Source organism: Flavobacterium macrobrachii (assembly GCF_014486675.1).
Classification (GTDB): domain Bacteria; phylum Bacteroidota; class Bacteroidia; order Flavobacteriales; family Flavobacteriaceae; genus Flavobacterium; species Flavobacterium macrobrachii.
The window spans coordinates 1-20,161 of the sequence record NZ_JACTAC010000018.1; the positions used below are offsets into that span (position 1 = coordinate 1).

Below are 20,161 nucleotides of genomic sequence, written 5' to 3' on the forward strand. Positions count from 1 at the left end.
ATTTGTGGGAGAGTATGTCGCCGCCTTTTTTTTTAAAAACCCTATTCACATCGAATAGGGTTTTTTGTTTTTAGGTCTTGTCTTGAAAAAAGTTGACTAAATATTAAATAAAATGTCAACAGAAAAGAAAACTTCAAAAAATGCGATTACTCCCAAAAATTATAGTGAAGCATTTAAACGTCAAGTTGTGAGTGCATTTGAAAGGGGTTATTGATAAAAGCAGAACTTCAAAGATGCTACACTATTTTAGGAAATAGTTGCATACCAAGATGGTTAAAAAAATATGGTAAATTTACCTGCGAAGATAAAACAAGTATTGGTCGTCCTATGAAAGATCCTCAACAACAGCGTATAAAAGAACTAGAGGCTCAATTAGCTAAAAAAAGAAGAATAATTAAAAGTATTCAAACGATTTATCGAAATAGTCGAACGCGAGCTTAAAATAGATATTGTAAAAAAGTCTGGTTCCAAGCAGTCGAAGAAATAAGCACTAGTAGTTTGTTGACTACTTATGAGTTATGCGAACTGTTTGGATATATAAAACAGGCGTTTTACAAACGAAAATCAAAAATTAAAATATCTAAATACAACTGCGAATTATTACGAAGTTTAGTTGTAACTATTCGAAAGCAATTACCGCAAACAGGTGGTAAAAAACTTTATGTAATGTTGCAAAAATGAATTTATCAAACATCATATATCAATTGGTGGAGATAATTTTTTAGATTTTTTAAAAGCAGAATATTTACAAGTTCCTAAAGCTCGAAGATATTACAAAACAACAATCTCAAGGCACTGGATGAAACGCTATCCAAATTTAATTAGCAATTTAGTACTTAACAGACCTTAACAAGTTTGGGTAGCTGATATAACATATTTATGAACAAAAGAGAAAACATATTATTTGCATTTACTCACTGATGCTTGTTCCAAGAAAATTGTTGGTTATCAACTATCAGACAATTTAATGAGTTCAACTACAGTAAAAGCTTTAGAAATGGCTTTGATTGAAAAGAAAACAAAAAACCAATTCATTCACCATTCCGATAGAGGTTTACAATATTGCAATAAAGAGTATACCGATTTGTTAAAGAAAAACAATATTTTAATTAGTATGACGCAAGAATACGACCATATGAAAATACAATAGCTGAAAGAGTAAATGGAGTTTTAAAAGAAGAATTTAGTTTATATGAAATCTTTGAAAACTATCAAAATTTAAAGAAACAAGTTACACAAGCAATTAATTTATTACAATAATTTTAGAATACATATGTCTGTTTATATGATAACTCCAAACCAAACACATCAACAAAAAACAATACTATTAAAACAATGGAAAAAAATAAATCGTAACAGAATTAATTCTGTTACGATTTAACTAAATTTGAATTGTTAACAAGTCAACCGCTTTTAGGACAACTCATTAATGCTTTTTTTCAAGATTACAACAAGTTTCTTATTTTGATAAATACAAAATTTTTACTTACCAAAAAATAGAAATTTTCAAATTCAATCAGACATTCTTAATAACATAAGTTACAATTCCCCAAATAACAAATTGATTTTCTTCGGTAACTTTTATAGGTTGAAAATCATTATTTTCGGGCATTAGCAACAATTCTTCTTTGGTTTTTTTTATACGTTTTACGGTAAATTCGCCATCGATAAGACAAACAGCAATTTTATTGTTTCTAGGTTCAATACTTCGATCGATAACCATAATATCGCCATCGTCAATTCCAGCACCTTTCATCGATTGACCATTTGCTTTAGCATAAAAAGTAGTATGAGGATTTTTTACTAATGCTTTGTCGAGACTAATTCGGGTTTCGTCAAAATCGGCTGCTGGCGAAGGAAATCCCGCTTTAATTCCTGAAGTAATAAATGGTAACTCGCGACTGTTTTCGAAGTTTGGAATAAAAAATTTAATGTTTTTGTTTATTAGCATAATATTTCAAAGATTTCTTCAAATCGTGTGGTATATTTTGGCGAAAGATGATTTTGCTTCATCGTCCAGGTTTTTTCTAAATTTTGAACGCCGAGTTTTATTTTTCGGTCGCCCGTTTTTTTCTGATAATCATCCATTACTTTCATCAAGATTTGGTGTTTTGGATTTTCTTCTTCAAAAAGATGAAATTGCTTTTCGTTTTCGGGAATTAACTGTGTCACGATAACGCCAGCTTTTTTATAAATTTCACCTTCTTCAAAAATACTTTTCAGCATTTTAATAGCAACATTACTAATCGTTATTGCCGAATTACTTGCGTAAGGAAGTGTTTCCATTTTGTAGAAACTATAACGGTCTTTTTGGGTTTTAAAATTGTCTTTTCTAAGATACAAAATCACGCCATAACAGCAAGATTTTTGTTTCCTTAATTTCTCGGAACAAACGGTTGCAAAGGTAGAAACGCGTTCTTTCATCTCGTCCAAAGTGGTTATGCTTTGAGCAAAACTTCGAGTAATGGCAATGTTTTTTTTGGTTTTTGGTTCTTCAAGTTCTAGTACAGATTTTCCTTCGAGTTCATATTTTAAACGGATACCAACAATTCCCATAGTCGATTTGATAAACGCTTCATAATGAGGTAATGTAAAATCATAAGCTGTATGGATATTATGCGCTTTCATTTTCTTGGAAAGTCGATAGCCAATTCCCCAAACATCTTCAATTTTGGTCCATTTCAAAGCTTTAGTGCGTTTCTCTTCGGTATCAATAACATAAACGCCTTGTGTTCGTTCCTGATATTTTTTGGCTATTTTATTTGCTACTTTTGAAAGTGCTTTACTGGAACCAAATCCAATGCAAACAGGTAAACTCAACCATTTTAGAATGCTCATTTTGATTTGTTGACCATATTGGTTGTAATCGATAGTCATTCCATCAAAGTTCAAAAAAGCTTCATCAATGCTGTACATTTCAACATGTGGCGTGAATTTATGCAAAAGATTATGCACTCGATTACTCAAATCTCCGTACAAGGCATAATTGGAGGAAAAAACATGAATATCGTGTTGCTTAATTTGATTACGAATTTTAAACTCGGGTTCGCCCATTAGAATGCCTAAATCTTTGGCTTCATAGCTTCTAGAAATGACACAACCGTCATTGTTAGACAAAACAACAACAGGTTTTCCATTGAGTTTTGGCTGAAAAACCCGCTCACACGAAACATAAAAATTGTTACAATCAACTAAAGCATACATGATGTAAAATTACACAATAGCTTGTAATTTTTGATTGGAACAAACGTTAATTTTAGGAGTTTAATCTAAGACTTCACAATCAACGCCGAAGGAATATCACTAAGCCAAGTTTCTTCTTCATCAACGATTTTTTTCCAGCTTTCTAGACTCACCAATACCAAATCTTGTTTCTCTAAAAATGGTTTGTTAAGTTTTCCGTAGTCAACTAGCTGAAGGTTATTTGCATATTTTAATTTCAATCCTGCAACAGCATTTTCGATGATGAAATTATTTTTTCGCTGATTATTATTTTCAACAATGGTAACTTTAGTATTGTTATTAAAAATCAATCGCTCGGCATAATCAAACAAAAAAGCATCGCCAATACTCATAATTGGAATGGTTACGTTTTCTACTTTTTTTAAATCTTTGTCAATCAAAATTCCAAGTGGCGTTTTGGTTTTAGAAATAATCAATCGGGTTCGTTCGTCAAAAGGAGAATTTTCGAACAAACCTTCTTTTCCAGTTAATTTATCCAACAATCGGTCAGGATTTATAAATCGTGAAGTGAAACCCAAAACTTTTCCTAAAATCGTTCCTTCAAAAATAGATTTTCCCAAACCAACCAACAATAAATCATATTCTCCTTTGGCAGAAACATCAGCAATATCGGTTTCGATATCATTTGTTGCTTTAAAAATGGTGGTAATTTCTTGGTTCAATGCTTTTGATTCTCGAACAATTGGTTCAAATGCTTTGGTTTCATATTCGTCTAAATCATAAGCATGTAATTCATCACTTGAGGTAAAGTGCATTGCTGTAACTACAGTGGTTTCGGTTTGTTTTTTGACTAAACTATTGGCTAATCGTAACAATGATTTCCCTTTTTCATTATTTCCAAAAGAAATCAGCACTTTATAATCGGAGTTATTTTTAATTTCTTCTGGAATAAAAACGTCTTTTGATTTGAATATGTAATTGATAATATCCAACGCTGGACCAGTCATAAAAGTAGTAACTAACGCCATGATAACCATCATTGTGAAGACTTTTGGCGAAAGCACTCCGAGTTCGTAACCAATGTTCAACACGACCAATTCCATCAATCCGCGCGTGTTCATCAACGCACCAATGGTTAAACTATCGCGCCAATTTTGTCCCACAAATCGAGCTGCCAAAGCACTTCCGAGAAACTTTCCAATAACGGCAACTAAAATGATATAACCAGTTATTTTCCACAAATAAGGTTCATTGATTAAACCAATTTCTGTACGCAAACCCGTGAAAACAAAGAAAAGTGGCAGCAATAAAATCACCGCAACATCTTCTACTTTTTCGATAAAAATATTTCTAAACTTAGCACTTTCGGGCATAATTGCTCCAGCCATAAATGCTCCAAAAAGCGCATGAATTCCAATAACTTCGGTAGAATAAGCCGAAACAATTACCGTTAAAAAGAAAATAGCAACAACAGGTTTATTCAAATTTCCTTTATCGGCATATAAATCGCCAATACGTTTTAAAAATGGTTTTACCACAAAAAGCATTGCCAAAACATATACAACTGCCAACGCAATAATGTATAATGAACTGACAAAAGTTCCTGCTTTTACAATGGCAATTACCGCAGCAAGTAAACACCAAGCCGTGATATCATCGGCTGCAGCACAAGTAATTACGATCGTTCCCAATCTCGTTTTATGAATGCCTCGTTCTTGTACAATTCTAGCTAAAACTGGAAACGCTGTAATGCTCATGGCAATTCCCATAAAAAGTCCAAAAGACAGAAATTCAACGCCTTGTGGAGCAAATTCGTGATAAATAAAATAGGATAATCCAATTCCAAGTGCAAACGGAATTACGATACTAGCATGACTGATTACAACGGCATCATTGGCTTTGTTTTTCAATACTTTCAAATCCAATTCCATCCCAATAACATACATGAAAAGTATCAAACCAACTTGGCTTAAAACCTGAAGATTTCCAAGAGATTCTACTGGGAAAAGCGATTGATTTAAATCGGGGAAATACAACCCAAAAAGTGATGGTCCAAGTGCAATTCCGGCAATAATTTCTCCGATAACTGTGGGTTGACCAATTTTTCTAAAAATCCAGCCAAAAATTCGTGCAACGAGAACAATCGTAATAATTTGCATTAAAAGTAATGCTACTGGATGTTGCAAATTGTGAAAAAGTGATGATAAAAACTGTGTCCATTGACTATCATTTGATGAAGGTGAAATAATTTTTCGACCAACTTCGAGCAGTTTTCCTTGTTCTACAATCCAGTACATCAAAGCCGTAAAACCGCCAGTTACTAAAATATAAAACAATGTGTTTTTTAAATTTCTCATCTTTTTCAATTCGCTATACAAATATGAGAAAAAGGAATGTTATTTTCTAAAAAAATTAAATGATGTAACTTTAACTTAATTTATGCCTAAAACAAATTAAAATTTGGTCAAATTCTTTCAAAAAAAGGACTGTTTTTTGCCGTTTTGATTACCTTTGCAACCCATTAGGATTTTATGAAAAAATTGTTAGGTATTGGTTTTTGGGAATTTATTGCGAGAGTAATTCTTAGAAACCGAATTGTCATTCTTGGTAGTATTGTTTTAATCACCGCTTTACTGGCTTTGCAGTGGAAATCAATACGATTTACCCAAACCGAAGCCAACTTAATTCCACTAGACGATAAAGTAAATGTAGATTATCAAAAATTCCTTGATCGTTTTGGCGAAGAAGGAAACTTAATTGTTATTGCTACAAAAGATAAAAAACTTTTTACCCCAAAAGTCTATCAAGCTTGGAGCGAATTGATGCAAACCATTCAATCGAGTAAAGAAGTTAGCTTGGTCGTTTCGGTGGATAATTTGCAAAAATTGGTCAAAAACGATACGTTGGAAACCTTTGAATTAAAACCTTTAGTTGACAAAAATAAAATTCAAGACGAAGCCTATTTAACTCAAATTCAAAAAGATTTATTCAGCAAAATGCCTTTTTATGAAGGATTGTTGTTCAATAAAAAATCAGGTGCAATTCGTTCGGCGATTTATTTAGATAAGAAAATTGTCAATACTAAAATCAGGAAAGATTATGTTTTAGAAAAACTAATTCCTGCTATTGAAAACTTTACCCAAAAAACCAATATTGAGCTTCATACTTCTGGAATGCCTTACATCCGAACGTTGAATGCCAAAACGATTATTGACGAAATTGGTCTGTTTATCGGTGCCGCATTGTTGATTACTTCGTTGATTTTCTTTTACTTTTTCAGGTCGTTTAGAGCAACATTGATTTCATTAATCATCGTGATTATTGGTGTAATGTGGTCGTTTGGAATTATTGCTGGTTTGGGTTATGAAATTAACGTTCTTACGGCTTTGGTGCCAACATTGGTCATTGTTATTGGTATTCCAAACTGTATTTTCTTTATCAACAAATACCATCAGGAATATCACAAACACGCTAATAAAGCAAAAGCGTTGCAACGCGTTATCACGAAAACAGGAACAGCAACTTTAATGACTAACATTACGACAGCTGTTGGATTTGCAACATTTATTGCTACCAATAACGATTTGTTGAGAGAATTTGGAATTGTAACAACCATCAATATCTTGGCAATTTATTTATTGTGTTTGTTGATTGTACCAATATTTTTCAGTTACATTCCACCGCCAATTCCGAGACATCTTGGCCATTTGCAACGCGAGTCGTTGACTTCGTTTTTAAAATGGATTGTCAATACTGTAAAATACAACCGAGTTGGTGTTTATGTTACGGCCGTTTGTCTTTTGGTTTTTGGAATTATCGGAATTAATAAAATAAAAGTTTCTGGTAGCATCATCGAAGACATGCCAAAAAACACTACTTTTTTTGATGACATCCGTTTTTTTGAAAAAGAATTTGATGGCGTAATGCCTTTAGAAATAATGATTGACACCAAACGAAAAAATGGTGCGATGAAACTTTCCAACCTTCGTAGAATGGAAGAATTGGAACAAACCATTATGGACGTTCCTGAGCTTTCAAAGCCATTATCGGTTGTAAATATTGCCAAAAGTTTTAACCAAGCTTACTACAACGGAAATCCTGAATATTATAGTTTGCCTTCATCACAAGAAGAAATATTTTTATTGCCTTACATTAAAAATTCACTGAAAAATTCTAAAGAAAATCAGTTGAAAAGTTACATTACTGCTGATGGAAGCGTAGCAAGAATGACCACTTTTATCAAAGATGAAAATGGTGAAAAAATGGAATCTATCGAAGCTCATATTCGCAATAAAGTCAATAAATTGTTTCCATCACCACGATATGAAGTTATCATCACAGGAAAACCTTCGGTATTTCAAAAAGGAACTAAATACTTGTTAGACAATTTATTATCATCGTTACTGTTTGCCTTTGCCTTGACTGGCGGATTGGTTGCTGTTATGTTCCGATCACTAAAAATGGTATTGGTTTCTATCATTCCTAATTTGTTGCCATTGCTTATGACCGCTGGTTTGATGGGCTTTTTAGGGATTCCTTTAAAACCGTCAACTTTATTAGTTTTTGGAATTGCTTTTGGAATGTCAGTGGATGATACGCTTCGATTTTTAGCACAATACCGATTGGAATTAGCACGAAACGATTGGAAAATAAAAAAATCAGTTTTTGCCACTTTCAACGATGCTGGAATTAGTATGTTTTACACGTCAATCGTACTATTTTTTGGGTTTTCGGTGTTTATGCTTTCAAGTTTTGGCGGAACAGTTGCGCTTGGCGGATTGGTTGCATTAACTTTATCCTTCGGAATGTTGTCTAATTTGGTTTTGTTACCGTCATTGGTATTGACTTTGAATAAAACGTTGGCAAATCAGCAAGAATTACCAGAACCAATAATCGATATTTTAGAACAAACCGATGAAGCAGTCGATGCTTTAGAAAAGAAAAATAAATAATTTATATTTGCGATAGATTTTAAAAATCTAATATCTGAAATCTAATATTTTAAATTTAAAATGAAACATACAAAAGTTAAAGCGCTTTTAAGCGGCTCGAAAGTGAACACAGAAGTAAATGCAAAAGGTTGGGTTAGAACTTTTAGAAATAATCAATTTATAGCGTTGAACGACGGTTCGACGATTCATAATATCCAATGTGTTGTTGATTTTGAAAACACACCAGAAGAAACCTTAAAAAGAATTACAACCAGCGCATCAGTTTCTGTAACTGGAACGTTAGTTGAAAGTAAGGGTGCAGGACAGAAATATGAAATTCAAGTTTCCAAATTAGAAATTCTGGGTGATTCAGATGCTGAAACTTACCCAATTCAATTAAGAAACAAACCAAGTTTAGAATTTTTAAGAGAGAAAGCACATTTAAGAGTTAGAACCAACGCGTTTGGCGCAATTATGAGAGTTCGTTCAGTTCTTGCACATGCGGTTCATACGTATTTTCAAGAAAAAGGATTTGTTTATGTAAATACGCCAGTAATTACTGGTGCTGATGCTGAAGGCGCAGGCGAAATGTTTCAAGTAACTTCGTTGCCATTAGACAATCCGCCAAGAACAGAAGACGGAAACATCGATTATAAAAAAGATTTCTTTGGAAAACATACTAATCTTACGGTTTCTGGACAATTGGAAGGCGAAACTTTTGCTATGGCATTAGGTCAGATTTATACTTTTGGACCAACTTTCCGTGCTGAAAATTCAAATACATCACGTCACTTGGCAGAATTTTGGATGATTGAACCCGAAGTTGCTTTCAATGATTTGGATGACAACATGGATTTGGCAGAAGATTTTATTCAGTATGTCATAAAATATACGATGGATAAATGTCAAGACGATTTGAAGTTTTTGGAAGGTCGTTTATTAGAAGAAGAAAAATCAAAACCACAAGCTGACAGAAGCGAAATGGCTTTGTTAGAAAAATTGAATTTCGTTTTAGAAAACAACTTCAAACGTGTTTCTTACACCGAAGCGATTGATATTCTGAGAGATTCAACGCCAAATAAAAAGAAAAAATTCCAATACATCATCAACGAATGGGGTGCAGATTTACAAAGTGAGCACGAACGTTATTTAGTGGAAAAACACTTTAAATGTCCAGTAATTTTATTTGATTATCCAGCCAATATCAAAGCATTCTACATGCGATTAAACGAAGACGGAAAAACCGTTCGCGCTATGGATATTCTTTTTCCTGGTATTGGAGAAATCGTTGGTGGTTCACAAAGAGAAGAACGTTATGATGTTTTGGTGGAAAAAATGAAAGCATTAGGTATTGACGAAGAAGAACTTTGGTGGTATTTGGATACTAGACGATTTGGTTCGGCAGTTCACTCAGGTTTTGGATTAGGTTTTGAACGATTAGTACTTTTCGTTACTGGAATGACTAACATTCGTGACGTAATTCCTTTTCCAAGAACACCACAAAATGCGGAATTTTAAAAAAGGTTATAAGGCTAAAGTTTATAAGGTTATATTATAAATTTATCAACAAATAAACTCATAAACATAAAATGTTAAAACAGTTTTTAAATCTTAAATTATCTCAAAAATTATCTCCACAACAAATTCAGTTGATGAAGTTAATTCAATTGCCTACGCAAGCCTTTGAACAACGATTGAAAGAAGAGTTGATTGAAAATCCTGCGTTGGAAAATGGTAAAGATGAGGAAGAAATTTATGAAAAAGACGAATTTGACAACAATGAAGATTATGACGAATTTGATGATAATGAAAGCATTGATGCCGACGAAATCAATATTGACGAATATTTAAGCGACGACGAAACTCCCGATTATAAACTGCAAGCCAACAATTACAGTGATGACGACGATGATAGAGAAACACCGTTTGCAGCACAAACTAGTTTTCACCAAGATTTGATTAATCAGCTGAATACTTTTATTCTTAGCGATGACGATAGAGGAATTGCCGAATTTTTAGTTGGAAGCATTGACGACGATGGTTATCTTCGAAGAAGCATTCAGGATATCGTTGACGATATGGCGTTTACGCAAGGAATTTACACCGATGAAAAAGCAGTTGAAAGAATCCTAAACATCATTCACGACCTTGAACCTGCTGGTGTTGGCGCTCGCGATTTACAAGAATGTTTACTACTTCAACTGAAACATAAAACACCTACAGAATATGTAGATTTAGCGATTACGGTAATCGAAAATTACTTTGATCAGTTTACTAAAAAACACTACGAAAAACTGTTAACTTCATGTAATGTTTCTCAAGAGCAACTTAAAAAAGCAATTGAAGAAATCGAAAAATTAAACCCAAAACCTGGAGGTTCTTTTGACAGCAGCAATCGTGTAGTTGAACAAATTGTTCCCGATTTTACTATCAGAATTGTTGATGGCGAACTCGAATTAACACTTAACGGCAGAAATGCACCATCGCTTCACGTTTCGAAAGATTACCAAGAAATGTTACAGACGTATAAAGATTCTCGCGACAAATCGGGTTCACAGAAAGATGCCGTTCAGTTTATCAAACAAAAATTAGATTCAGCAAAATGGTTTATCGATGCTATTCGTCAGCGACAAGAAACGCTCTATGTAACAATGAATGCCATCATGTATTTTCAACAGGAATATTTTCTTGATGGCGAAGAAACCAAACTCAAACCAATGATTTTGAAAGACATTGCCGATATGGTTGGTTTGGATATTTCTACCGTTTCGCGCGTGGCAAATAGCAAATATGTTGATACGCCTTATGGAACAAAACTAATTAAAGAATTCTTCTCCGAAGCGATGAAAAACGATCAAGGTGAAGACGTTTCGACATTAGAAATCAAAAAAATATTAAAAACGGTTGTAGAAGACGAAGACAAAAGCAAACCGTATTCCGACGAACAATTGGTTGATATTTTAAAAGAAAAAGGTTATCCAATTGCTCGACGAACTATTGCAAAATACCGTGATTTATTGGATATTCCTGTAGCTAGAATGAGGAAGAAGATTTAAAGTTTTCAGTCGCAGTTTTCAGTAGGCAGAAGAAAATTTAATTTTAGCGAAAGTCTTTTTTATTTTTTGTAAACGATATTGTTTTCAATTCCTTCGACGCACCATTGATTTTTATCTCTGCAAAAATGTTGTTTTCTTTTTGAAAAAAGTGAAAAGTGTAGTTATGTTTGTCATTTCTATTATTTTTGAAATGTCTAAAATAACCATACAAACTATCTTTATAATTGAAATGCCAGTCGTTTTCACCATATTCATTTGGAATATCATAAATTATATTTCCATCATATATAACTTTTCTATTAACATCACTTCCTAAAATTTGAATTTCAATTTTGAAATCTTCCTTTTTTAAAGGATTTGAGAAATCAATTTCCATCTCATTTTTATTTGTACAAGCATATAAAAACAAAATAGTTTTTAGTAATAATAGTTTAGAAAATTTCATCTTTCAAATGTTAATCCAAACAAATCTAACAAACTTGTTTTATAAACTTTTAATGAATTCATATATTTGTCTGAAATAATTCATTTTGAAAAAAATCCTTCCCGTTTTTTCATATCTCTTTCATCCTATTTTCATTCCGTTTTTAGGAACTTTTTTCTATGTTGTTCTGGATGACAACTATTTTACATTGCCGCAATATCTAGTTTTATTTATTCAAATTATCATCATTTCAATTCTATTACCGTTGACTTTTTTCTATTTACTGAGAACTTTTGGAAAAATAGACAGCATCATGCTTTCGGATATTTCACAACGAAAAATTCCGCTGCTTTTGCAAATTATGCTCATGTCAATTCTCATCGCAAAAAGCATTACGATTGATCGATACTTTGAGCTTTTTTTCTTTTTTTCTGGTGGTTTGTTCAGTACGATTATTGCTTTTTTGTTGCTTTTTGCCAAAATAAAAGCAAGTATTCACATGATTGGTATGAGTGCTTTGACCGTTTTTATCATTGGATTAAGCATTCACACGGAAATAAATATTATTAATACTGTAGTGTTTTTTGTTGCAATGAATGGTTTTGTAGCTTCATCTCGACTGGAAATGAAAGCACATACGAAGAAAGAATTAGCGATTGGTTTTGTTTGTGGAATGTTACCTCAATTGTTGCTGTTATATTTTTGGCTATAAATTCAATTTTAACTACACAATAATATTTTTAGAGACTGTATTGTGAGATAGTATAAAGTTAGAATATTTATAAAGGTGGTTTTGAATTAGTAAAAACAAGGCATAAAAAAACTCCAACATTTCTATTGGAGTTTTTGTGGGCGATGAGGGGTTCGAACCCCCGACCCCCTCGGTGTAAACGAGGTGCTCTGAACCAGCTGAGCTAATCGCCCTTATTTGTGACTTTCAGTATTGTTCCTGATTGCGAGTGCAAATATAGACTACTTTTTTTATTCTGCAAACAAAAATGAAAAAAAATTATAAAATTTCTGCAACCACAAAAGTACTACCGCCAACATAAATAAAGTCTTCCGAAGTTGCCTTTTGTCTAGCTTCATCATAAGCTTCTGAAACTGAATTATATATTTTTCCTTTTAATCCAAACTCACTTGCTTTTTTTTGCAAAACTAACGTTTCAAGTCCTCGAGAACCAATTGGCTTGCAAAAATAATATTTTACATTTTTAGGAAAAATCGGTAAAATATCATTTAGGTTTTTATCATTAACCATTCCTAAAACAATATGTAATTGAGCAAACTTTTCTTTTTTTAACTGATTAATGGCTATTTTTAGACCATGCTCATTATGAGCAGTATCACAAATTATCTTAGGATTAGCTCCAAGTTGTTGCCATCTTCCCTGCAAACCAGTGTTTATAACAACTTTTTGCAGACCTTGTTTGACATTCTCTTCAGAAATTTGAAAAGAAGTCGTCTCTTGAAGCACTTTTAATGTCTGTAAAACTGTTTTTTTATTGTGCTCTTGATAATCCCCAATTAAATCGGAAGAATAAACTTCAGATATTAATTCGGAAGCAAAATAAATATCCGACTGCATTTCATCTGCCTTTGACTGAAAAACAGGCTTGGTTTCGCTGGTATATTCCCCAATTACAACAGGAACATTGCTTTTGATTATTCCTGCTTTTTCAAAGGCTATTGCTTCAAGTGTATTGCCCAAAAACTGAGTATGATCCAACCCAATATTGGTAATAACAGAAACCAATGGTGTAATGATATTGGTAGAATCCAATCTTCCACCCATTCCAACTTCTATAATATTGATATCGGTTTTACTTTCTTTGAAATATTGAAATGCTAATCCAACACTCATTTCAAAAAAACTGAGTGAATTTTGCTCTAAAAAACCTTTGTTTTCTTCTATAAAATCACAAACAAATTGCTTAGAAATTTCTTTCCCGTTTATTTTTATCCGTTCACGATAATCTTTTAAGTGAGGCGAAGTATATAGTCCTACTTTAAAACCAGCTTCTTGCAATACTGAAGCTAACATATGAGAAGTGGAACCTTTTCCATTGGTACCAGCAACATGAATACATTTCAAATCTTTTTCGGGATTGCCTAAATGATTTGCTAAAAGAATGGTATTTGTTAAGTCCTTTTTGTAGGCAGATGCACCTTGGGTTTGATACATGGGAAGCTTAGAAAACATCCAATCGAGGGTTTCTTGATAGTTCATTGACGCCAAGTTTATTCTCCTAACTTGAAATTTATTACAATAAAGCCAATTTGAGTTTCTGGCGCATTACTATCCGGTTGCCACTTGAACTTTCTTGCCGCTGATAATGCTGGATTAACCAGACAAGGATTGGTATTTGTAGTTCCTTTTGAATATTTAGCAGCAATTACATTTCCACTTCTATTTACAGTAACCTGAACAACCACTCTGCCTTCTTCGTTACAATCTTGAACCTCTTTAGCTGGCGTGCTTAACTTACGTCCGTTTAAACCCCAACTTGTTCCGTTTCCAGCACCATTTCCCGTTCCATTACCATAAAAACTATTAGCATAACGGTCGCCATTAGGATCGCCTTTGTCTCCAGGAATACCATCATTACCATGTCCTGCTTCAACACCTGTAGATTTTGGACCATTTATTAAACTTTCTAAAGCACTTGTGGCGTTTTTTGAAGGAGTTTTAGGTTTTACTTCTTCTTTTACCTCTTTTACTGGTTTTTTAACTTCACTTTTTTTTATAACTGGTGCGTCAGAGTTATCTTGTGTTGCTATATCTTCTTCAACCGCTTTTTCAGGTTTAGAATACTCTGGTTGTGGCGAAGACTTTATAGGTTCTAGCGGTTGTACTTCCCCTTGACCAACATCAGAAGTACCAAAGTTAATTGCTATTCCATTTTCTGGTGGCGGATCCATGTAGGTCAGTCCAAAAAAGAAAAACAACAAAAACAATATCACAAAAATTACTGATGTGATAGTGAAAGATTTTTTCTCTTCTGGGGTTTCTAAAAATTTCATGACTAAATTTATTTAGGTCTTACCGCTAATACTATCTTAATCTGATTTCTGTTGGCAATATCCATTACATAGACCGCCTTTTCAATTGGAACACCTTCTTCAGCTCTCAGAATTACTGGTTTTTCTTTATCTCCACCTAATGCAGCTAATAACTGGGCTTCTACCGATGCTTCTTCAATTGGAGTTTTATCTAAATAGAACTTCAAATCTTTATCAATACTAATGGAAATACTTTTGTTGCTATCGGTTTTTCCTTTTGCTTTTGGTAAAACTAAGTCCAAGGCATTAGTGGTTACCATTGTTGATGTTAACATAAAGAAAATCAACAATAAGAACACAATATCAGTCATCGATGACATATTGAATTCGGGAGTTACTTTATTTCTGCCTCTTAAATTCATATTATTTACGCTCGTTTAATAAGTCTAGAAATTCTACAGCATTTAGTTCCATTTGATGTACCACTTTATCCGTTTTTACCACCAAATGATTGTATCCAATGTAAGCTATCAAACCTACAATCAACCCTACAACTGTAGTTGTCATAGCCGTATAAATACCTTCTGCTAATGCTCCAACTTCAATTTGTCCGCCGCCGCTTGCCATTTTATGAAAAGCCATAACCATTCCAACAACCGTTCCTAAGAAACCTGTCATTGGTCCAGCTCCAGAAATTGTAGCAAGCATACTTACATTTTTTTCTAGTTTATAAACTTCTAATTTTCCAGCATTCTCGATTGCAGTATTAATATCTTCAAGTCTATTTCCAATTCTAGAAATTCCTTTTTGTATTAATCTTGATACAGGAGAATTTGTTGAGGCGCATAACATTTTTGCTGAGTCAATTCGTCCATTAGAGATATGATCTTTGATTTGCATCATGAAATTAGTATCTATTTTTGATGCCGCGCTAACTGCCATCAATCTTTCAAAATAAAGATATAGTGCAAAAAACAGCATAATAAAAAGCGATATCATAATTAATTGACCTGCAATTCCACCACTAGTTAATAATTCCCATATTGAAATTGTTTTCTCTACTGGAACAGCTTCTGCTAAAGCATCTTTTGCTACCGAAAGCGAGTCGGACTGAAGAAATAAACCCATATACTTTAATTAAATTTGATTGATATATTTATACTAACGATAAAAATAAATAATTATTGTCTAAACTAGTTGTTTTAATGCAATTTCAAAAGCAGTTGCACTAATATTTTTTGAACTAGGGTTTTTTGCATGAGCATTTTCTAGTGCTTTTTTGATGGTTAACGAAATATCTTGAAAAATAGCTTCGTCGGTCATTTGTACTTTCTTTTCCATAAAATAAGCAAAAACTCTCGCCATTCCACAGTTAGAAATAAAGTCTGGTATCAAACTCACTTTAGCATCTGTTGCTTCCATAATTGGTCCAAAGAAAATTTCTTTATCAGCAAATGGTACATTCGCACCACAGGATATAACTTCTAATCCCGAAGAAATCATAGCATCAACTTGATTTTGAGTTACCAATCTAGAAGCTGCACAAGGAGTAAAAATAGCTGCACCGATGGTCCAGATTTTTTGATTGATCTCTTCAAAAGGGATCGTATTTTCTGCAACTAATTTATTGCCATCTTTATTTAAAAATAATTCTTTAATTTCTTCAAATGTAAATCCATCTTCATTGATTAAACCACCATCTCTATCAATAATTCCAACAACTTTAGCGCCCATTTCTGCCAAATAAAATGCTGCTGCTGAACCTACGTTTCCAAAACCTTGAACAATTGCTTTTTTTCCAACTACATTTCCACCATAAATATCATAAAAATGTCTTACCGATTCGGCTACACCATAACCTGTAATCATGTCGGCAACGGTATATTTACGTAAAACATCAGGAGAAAACTTAGTGTTTTCAATTACTTTAATTACTCCTTGGCGCAATTGCCCAATTCTATTGATTTTATCGGCTTCTGTTGGTTTAAAGTGTCCATTAAAAACGCCTTCTTGTGGATGCCAAACACCACATTCTTCTGTCATTGGGATAACTTCATGAATTTCATCTACATTCAAATCTCCACCAGTTCCATAATAACTTTTTAACAACGGAGAAACAGCCTTATACCATCTTTGTAAAACACCTATTTTACGCGGATCGCTAGGATCAAAGTTAATCCCCGATTTTGCTCCACCAATCGCTGGTCCTGATACTGAAAATTTCACTTCCATTGTCTTAGCCAATGATAATACTTCATTTGAATCAAGTCCTTTTCTCATTCTTGTTCCTCCACCAGCGGCACCTCCGCGGAGGCTATTGATTACTGTCCAACCTTCGGCTTCGGTTTCATTATCTTTCCAATGGAATACAATTTCAGGTTGCTTATTTTCGAATTTCTTTAATAAATCTTTCATTAGTTTAGTTTGTTAGTTGTGCAAATATAATTAATTAAGAAGTGAAGCCAAATAGTATTGGTTTATTAACAAACTATTATAAGTTTGAGATTTCTTTGGCTTTTTTTTTGATAGGAATTGGTTTTGCTACTTAATTTGCTTTTATAAAATGTAAAACATCAAACCTAAATGGAGTGCGTTCAAGTTAATTGGTTTGCCATCTATTTTTGCTGAGGATTTAAAGAAGGAATTTAAACCGTAATATCCATAGAGATTTACAGTATTCCAACCCACAGAGATATATGCGCCGTACTGTATTTTATTTATATCTTCATTATTTATAATGGAATAATTTCCGATAGATGAATTTAACTTATACTGATTGTAAAATACATAACTTAGTTTTAGTCCAGTATAAACACGCCAAAATTTATAGCTTTCGGGAGAAGAATTTCGCCATCTAAACTCTATCGGAAGGTCGATCGAGTGAAAAGTAAATCGGCTTTTGTCTAGTGTTTCATTTTCTGGAATAGGGAAGTAGTCAAGGCTTTCGTTTTCATTGTTCACAATTAAATTTTGATTGTAAATGCTTAATGAGTAACCGATTCCCGCTGCAATGGCTATAGTTCTATTTTTATTTATTGGCATATCTCTTAGAAAGCCCAAAGAAATTGCTGGTGAAAATTTACTTTGTTTAAAACCATCAGGTTGGTTTTGCATAGTGCTATAGGCAACACTAAAGTAAAATTGATCTTCTCTGTAGAGTGAGTCAACAGCGTCAAAGTCTACTTCTGTTTGTTGTGCTTGTGCGTTGAAAGCAACTAATAGCGTAAAAAGATAGAAATAAGTTCGCATAAATATTTTACTAATACAGAGATGTTGTACTGGGTTTTTTAGTTTTGTCTAAATAAATAGTTTTTTTACTAAATTGTAAAAGTACTATTTAATTGTAGGTAACCAAAAGGTTTTGATTTAAAAGTGTTTTGAAGTTATAATTTATTGGTTGGTTCTAGGGAATGATATGATACTTTTATCTTTTTTATATTATTTAAATGCTTTCTTTTATTTGATTGATATTAGTTTTTCTATTATTTATGATGTTATATAGTTATTATAAATATGTTATATACACGACATATATAGTTATTTGAGATTAGTTAAGGTTTAATCGCTTTTCTTGTAGTTTTTTTGATGCAAAGTTTTAATAAATACATTTTTGGTGATGAATTAAAAGAAATTACAACTTACATGATCAATAAATATGTTGAAGAATGTGACTAAATATCGAACTTAATTAGTTTTAAGTAAATTTTAAGCAAATAGTCTTAACAGGTAAAAGTATTTGCTATTGTTGAGTTTTGATTGATTGGTCTTGATTTTTGAACATAGAATAGAATGAAATTCAAACGTTATAGTTAAGAATTGTATTTTAATCACTTGTACAGATGATAAGCTTTATATAATTTTGAACTCGATGAAAAAATGGCTTATCCAATATTATGTCGTACTGAGTATTCTTTTAGGAGGCTGTTTTCAACTTCATGCTCGAACGCACGAGGTATTGATAACTCCTTTGTCAAAAGCATCGTTGGAGATTTTAGACGAAGCGCAACCTACTAACAAGGAAAACTCCAAACATCAGAACAGATCGTTTGTTGTTGCCAATTTTTTTTCTTCTTCTTTTTTTATAAAAACACTTCTTGAAGTTACCGATACAGAAGAGGAAAGTGATGAGGATGAAAAAGAGGAAAAAAATTCTAAACTAAAAAAACTAGCTGCTAAGAAAGTTATCCCAAAAGACTTTGCTAGTTATAATATCATTTTATTTTATTCAAAATCCTTAAAAGCACAGCGTTTATCGTTGTATAAAAAAACGGCACTTGCATCTTCGAGTTTCTGTTCTTTTTCTTCGGATAATCGACTGTATATTGTTTTTGAAAACTTCAGAATTTGATTTTTTTCAGACGAATTTCTTAAAAATTTAAGTCCTCAAACTTTAGCAATTACGCTACAGTGTGGCACATGTGCTTTGATTGCACCTACTGAAAAAAAATAAAAATCATACGACTTTAAAAAATATGAACAAAATCCTGATAGTTATGGGTTTGTGTTTGCTATTTAGCAATACAAGCTGCGAATCAAAAAAAGAAGAAAAAAAAGAAGAAGCCCATTTTGTGGTAACCAATCCAATAGAAAAAGATACTGCAATTACCAAGGAATATGTAGCCCAAATTAACTCTATTCAGCATATTGAATTAAGAGCTCAAGAAAGAGGTTATCTTGAAAAAATTTATGTAGATGAAGGGCAACACGTTAAAAAAGGACAGTTGTTGTTTCAAATTATGCCTAAATTATATGAAGCCGAAATGCAGAAAGCTAAGGCAGAAGCCGATTTTGCTGAAATAGAATATAAAAATACCGAAAGACTATCTAACAATAAAGTGGTTTCTACCAGTGAATTAGCTATGGCAAAAGCAAAGTTGTCCAAAGCCAAAGCCGAGTTAATGTTGACCAATTTACATTTGCAGTTTACTCAAATCAGAGCGCCATTTGATGGTATTATTGATCGGTTTCATGTGAGATTGGGAAGTTTAATAGAAGAAGGCGATTTAATTACAAGTCTTTCTGATAATAGTAAAATGTGGGTTTATTATAATGTTCCCGAAGCAGAATATCTCGATTATACTGCCAAATTGCAAGGAAATGCGAAGGCAAAAGTAAATTTGTTAATGGCAAACAATAAAATATTTGATTATCCTGGAGTGGTTGAAACTATCGAAGGAGAATTTAATAACGAAACTGGAAACATAGCTTTTAGAGCTACTTTTCCGAATCCCAAAGGTTTACTAAGACATGGTGAAACTGGAAATATCCAAATGGAAGTTTCAGTGAAAAAAGCACTACTTATTCCTCAAAAAGCCACTTTTGAAGTTTTGGATAAAAAATATGTTTATATCATTGATAGTAACAATACCGTTCAATCCAAGGAGATTGAGATTGTTGCTGAATTGCCTCATCTTTTTGCCATAAAAGGATTGTCAACTAAAGATAAAATTCTTCTCGAAGGTCTTCGTCTTGTAAAAGAAAACGAAAAGATTGAGTATAAGCTGGAGAAACCGGAATATGTGATGTCACATTTAGAATTATACGCAGAATAATCGAAAATTTTA

General features: G+C 32.8%; 16 protein-coding genes, 1 tRNA gene and 1 pseudogene. 7 read left to right on the top strand and 11 right to left on the bottom strand.

Annotated elements, in window-relative coordinates:
- Nucleotides 1–112 precede the first annotated feature (112 nt).
- Nucleotides 113–1,381: pseudogene (locus IAI56_RS05950) on the top strand (IS3 family transposase).
- Nucleotides 1,382–1,516: 135 nt separating this feature from the next.
- Here the strand turns inward: IAI56_RS05950 and IAI56_RS05955 are convergent.
- From IAI56_RS05955 to IAI56_RS05965, 3 genes are all read right to left on the bottom strand, one after another.
- Complete coding sequence (locus tag IAI56_RS05955; protein WP_187657011.1) at nt 1,517–1,951, bottom strand: LexA family protein; 435 nt, start codon at nt 1,949–1,951, stop codon at nt 1,517–1,519.
- Nucleotides 1,945–3,204 carry a Y-family DNA polymerase gene (locus IAI56_RS05960; RefSeq protein WP_187657012.1) on the bottom strand — a complete coding sequence of 420 codons (1,260 nt, stop codon included), beginning with the start codon at nt 3,202–3,204 and terminating at the stop codon, nt 1,945–1,947. Before IAI56_RS05960 ends, IAI56_RS05955 begins: the two co-directional genes overlap by 7 nt.
- A 65-nt stretch (nt 3,205–3,269) precedes the next feature.
- On the bottom strand, nt 3,270–5,540 hold the full coding sequence (locus IAI56_RS05965; RefSeq protein ID WP_187657013.1) for a cation:proton antiporter: 2,271 nt from the start codon (nt 5,538–5,540) through the stop codon (nt 3,270–3,272).
- A 174-nt stretch (nt 5,541–5,714) separates the two neighbouring features.
- On the opposite strand from IAI56_RS05965, the gene IAI56_RS05970 reads away from it, so the two are divergent.
- The 3 genes from IAI56_RS05970 (at nt 5,715) to rpoN (ending at nt 11,170) form a co-directional block, all read left to right on the top strand.
- Nucleotides 5,715–8,135 carry an efflux RND transporter permease subunit gene (locus IAI56_RS05970; RefSeq protein ID WP_187657014.1) on the top strand — a complete coding sequence of 807 codons (2,421 nt, stop codon included), beginning with the start codon at nt 5,715–5,717 and terminating at the stop codon, nt 8,133–8,135.
- Nucleotides 8,136–8,195: 60 nt separating this feature from the next.
- The gene (asnS, locus tag IAI56_RS05975; protein ID WP_187657015.1) at nt 8,196–9,632 is read left to right on the top strand and encodes an asparagine--tRNA ligase; all 1,437 of its coding nucleotides are present in this window, start codon (nt 8,196–8,198) and stop codon (nt 9,630–9,632) included.
- 71 nt (nt 9,633–9,703) lie between these two features.
- The gene (gene rpoN, locus IAI56_RS05980; protein WP_187657016.1) at nt 9,704–11,170 is read left to right on the top strand and encodes an RNA polymerase factor sigma-54; all 1,467 of its coding nucleotides are present in this window, start codon (nt 9,704–9,706) and stop codon (nt 11,168–11,170) included.
- Between the two features lie 43 nt (nt 11,171–11,213).
- Here rpoN and IAI56_RS05985 read toward each other — a convergent pair whose 3' ends face one another.
- Complete coding sequence (locus IAI56_RS05985) at nt 11,214–11,546, bottom strand: hypothetical protein (RefSeq protein ID WP_187657017.1); 333 nt, start codon at nt 11,544–11,546, stop codon at nt 11,214–11,216.
- A gap of 154 nt (nt 11,547–11,700) precedes the next feature.
- On the opposite strand from IAI56_RS05985, the gene IAI56_RS05990 reads away from it, so the two are divergent.
- The gene (locus tag IAI56_RS05990) at nt 11,701–12,306 is read left to right on the top strand and encodes a hypothetical protein (RefSeq protein WP_187657018.1); all 606 of its coding nucleotides are present in this window, start codon (nt 11,701–11,703) and stop codon (nt 12,304–12,306) included.
- 137 nt (nt 12,307–12,443) lie between these two features.
- Here IAI56_RS05990 and IAI56_RS05995 read toward each other — a convergent pair.
- From IAI56_RS05995 to IAI56_RS06025, 7 genes are all read right to left on the bottom strand, one after another.
- A tRNA-Val gene (locus IAI56_RS05995) sits at nt 12,444–12,518 on the bottom strand.
- A gap of 85 nt (nt 12,519–12,603) precedes the next feature.
- Nucleotides 12,604–13,824, bottom strand: coding sequence for a bifunctional folylpolyglutamate synthase/dihydrofolate synthase (locus IAI56_RS06000; RefSeq protein ID WP_187657019.1), 1,221 nt, complete (start codon nt 13,822–13,824; stop codon nt 12,604–12,606).
- A gap of 11 nt (nt 13,825–13,835) precedes the next feature.
- A complete protein-coding gene (locus tag IAI56_RS06005) occupies nt 13,836–14,618 on the bottom strand; it encodes an energy transducer TonB (protein ID WP_187657020.1) in 783 nt (260 codons plus the stop codon).
- A gap of 8 nt (nt 14,619–14,626) precedes the next feature.
- Nucleotides 14,627–15,019 (bottom strand): ExbD/TolR family protein, encoded by a 393-nt coding sequence (locus IAI56_RS06010; protein WP_169522924.1) that lies wholly within the window; start codon nt 15,017–15,019, stop codon nt 14,627–14,629.
- Between the two features lies 1 nt (nt 15,020).
- Nucleotides 15,021–15,725, bottom strand: a complete 705-nt coding sequence (locus tag IAI56_RS06015; RefSeq protein WP_169522923.1) for a MotA/TolQ/ExbB proton channel family protein — start codon at nt 15,723–15,725, stop codon at nt 15,021–15,023.
- 60 nt (nt 15,726–15,785) lie between these two features.
- Nucleotides 15,786–17,012 carry a Glu/Leu/Phe/Val dehydrogenase dimerization domain-containing protein gene (locus tag IAI56_RS06020; protein WP_187657021.1) on the bottom strand — a complete coding sequence of 409 codons (1,227 nt, stop codon included), beginning with the start codon at nt 17,010–17,012 and terminating at the stop codon, nt 15,786–15,788.
- Nucleotides 17,013–17,153: 141 nt separating this feature from the next.
- Nucleotides 17,154–17,846, bottom strand: coding sequence for a porin family protein (locus tag IAI56_RS06025; RefSeq protein ID WP_187657022.1), 693 nt, complete (start codon nt 17,844–17,846; stop codon nt 17,154–17,156).
- A 619-nt stretch (nt 17,847–18,465) separates the two neighbouring features.
- On the opposite strand from IAI56_RS06025, the gene IAI56_RS06030 reads away from it, so the two are divergent.
- Both IAI56_RS06030 and IAI56_RS06035 read left to right on the top strand, forming a co-directional pair.
- Nucleotides 18,466–18,945 (top strand): hypothetical protein, encoded by a 480-nt coding sequence (locus IAI56_RS06030; RefSeq protein WP_187657023.1) that lies wholly within the window; start codon nt 18,466–18,468, stop codon nt 18,943–18,945.
- 124 nt (nt 18,946–19,069) lie between these two features.
- Nucleotides 19,070–20,149: an efflux RND transporter periplasmic adaptor subunit gene (locus IAI56_RS06035; RefSeq protein ID WP_187657024.1), complete on the top strand. Its 1,080-nt coding sequence runs from the start codon at nt 19,070–19,072 to the stop codon at nt 20,147–20,149.
- The last annotated feature ends 12 nt before the right edge of the window (nt 20,150–20,161 follow it).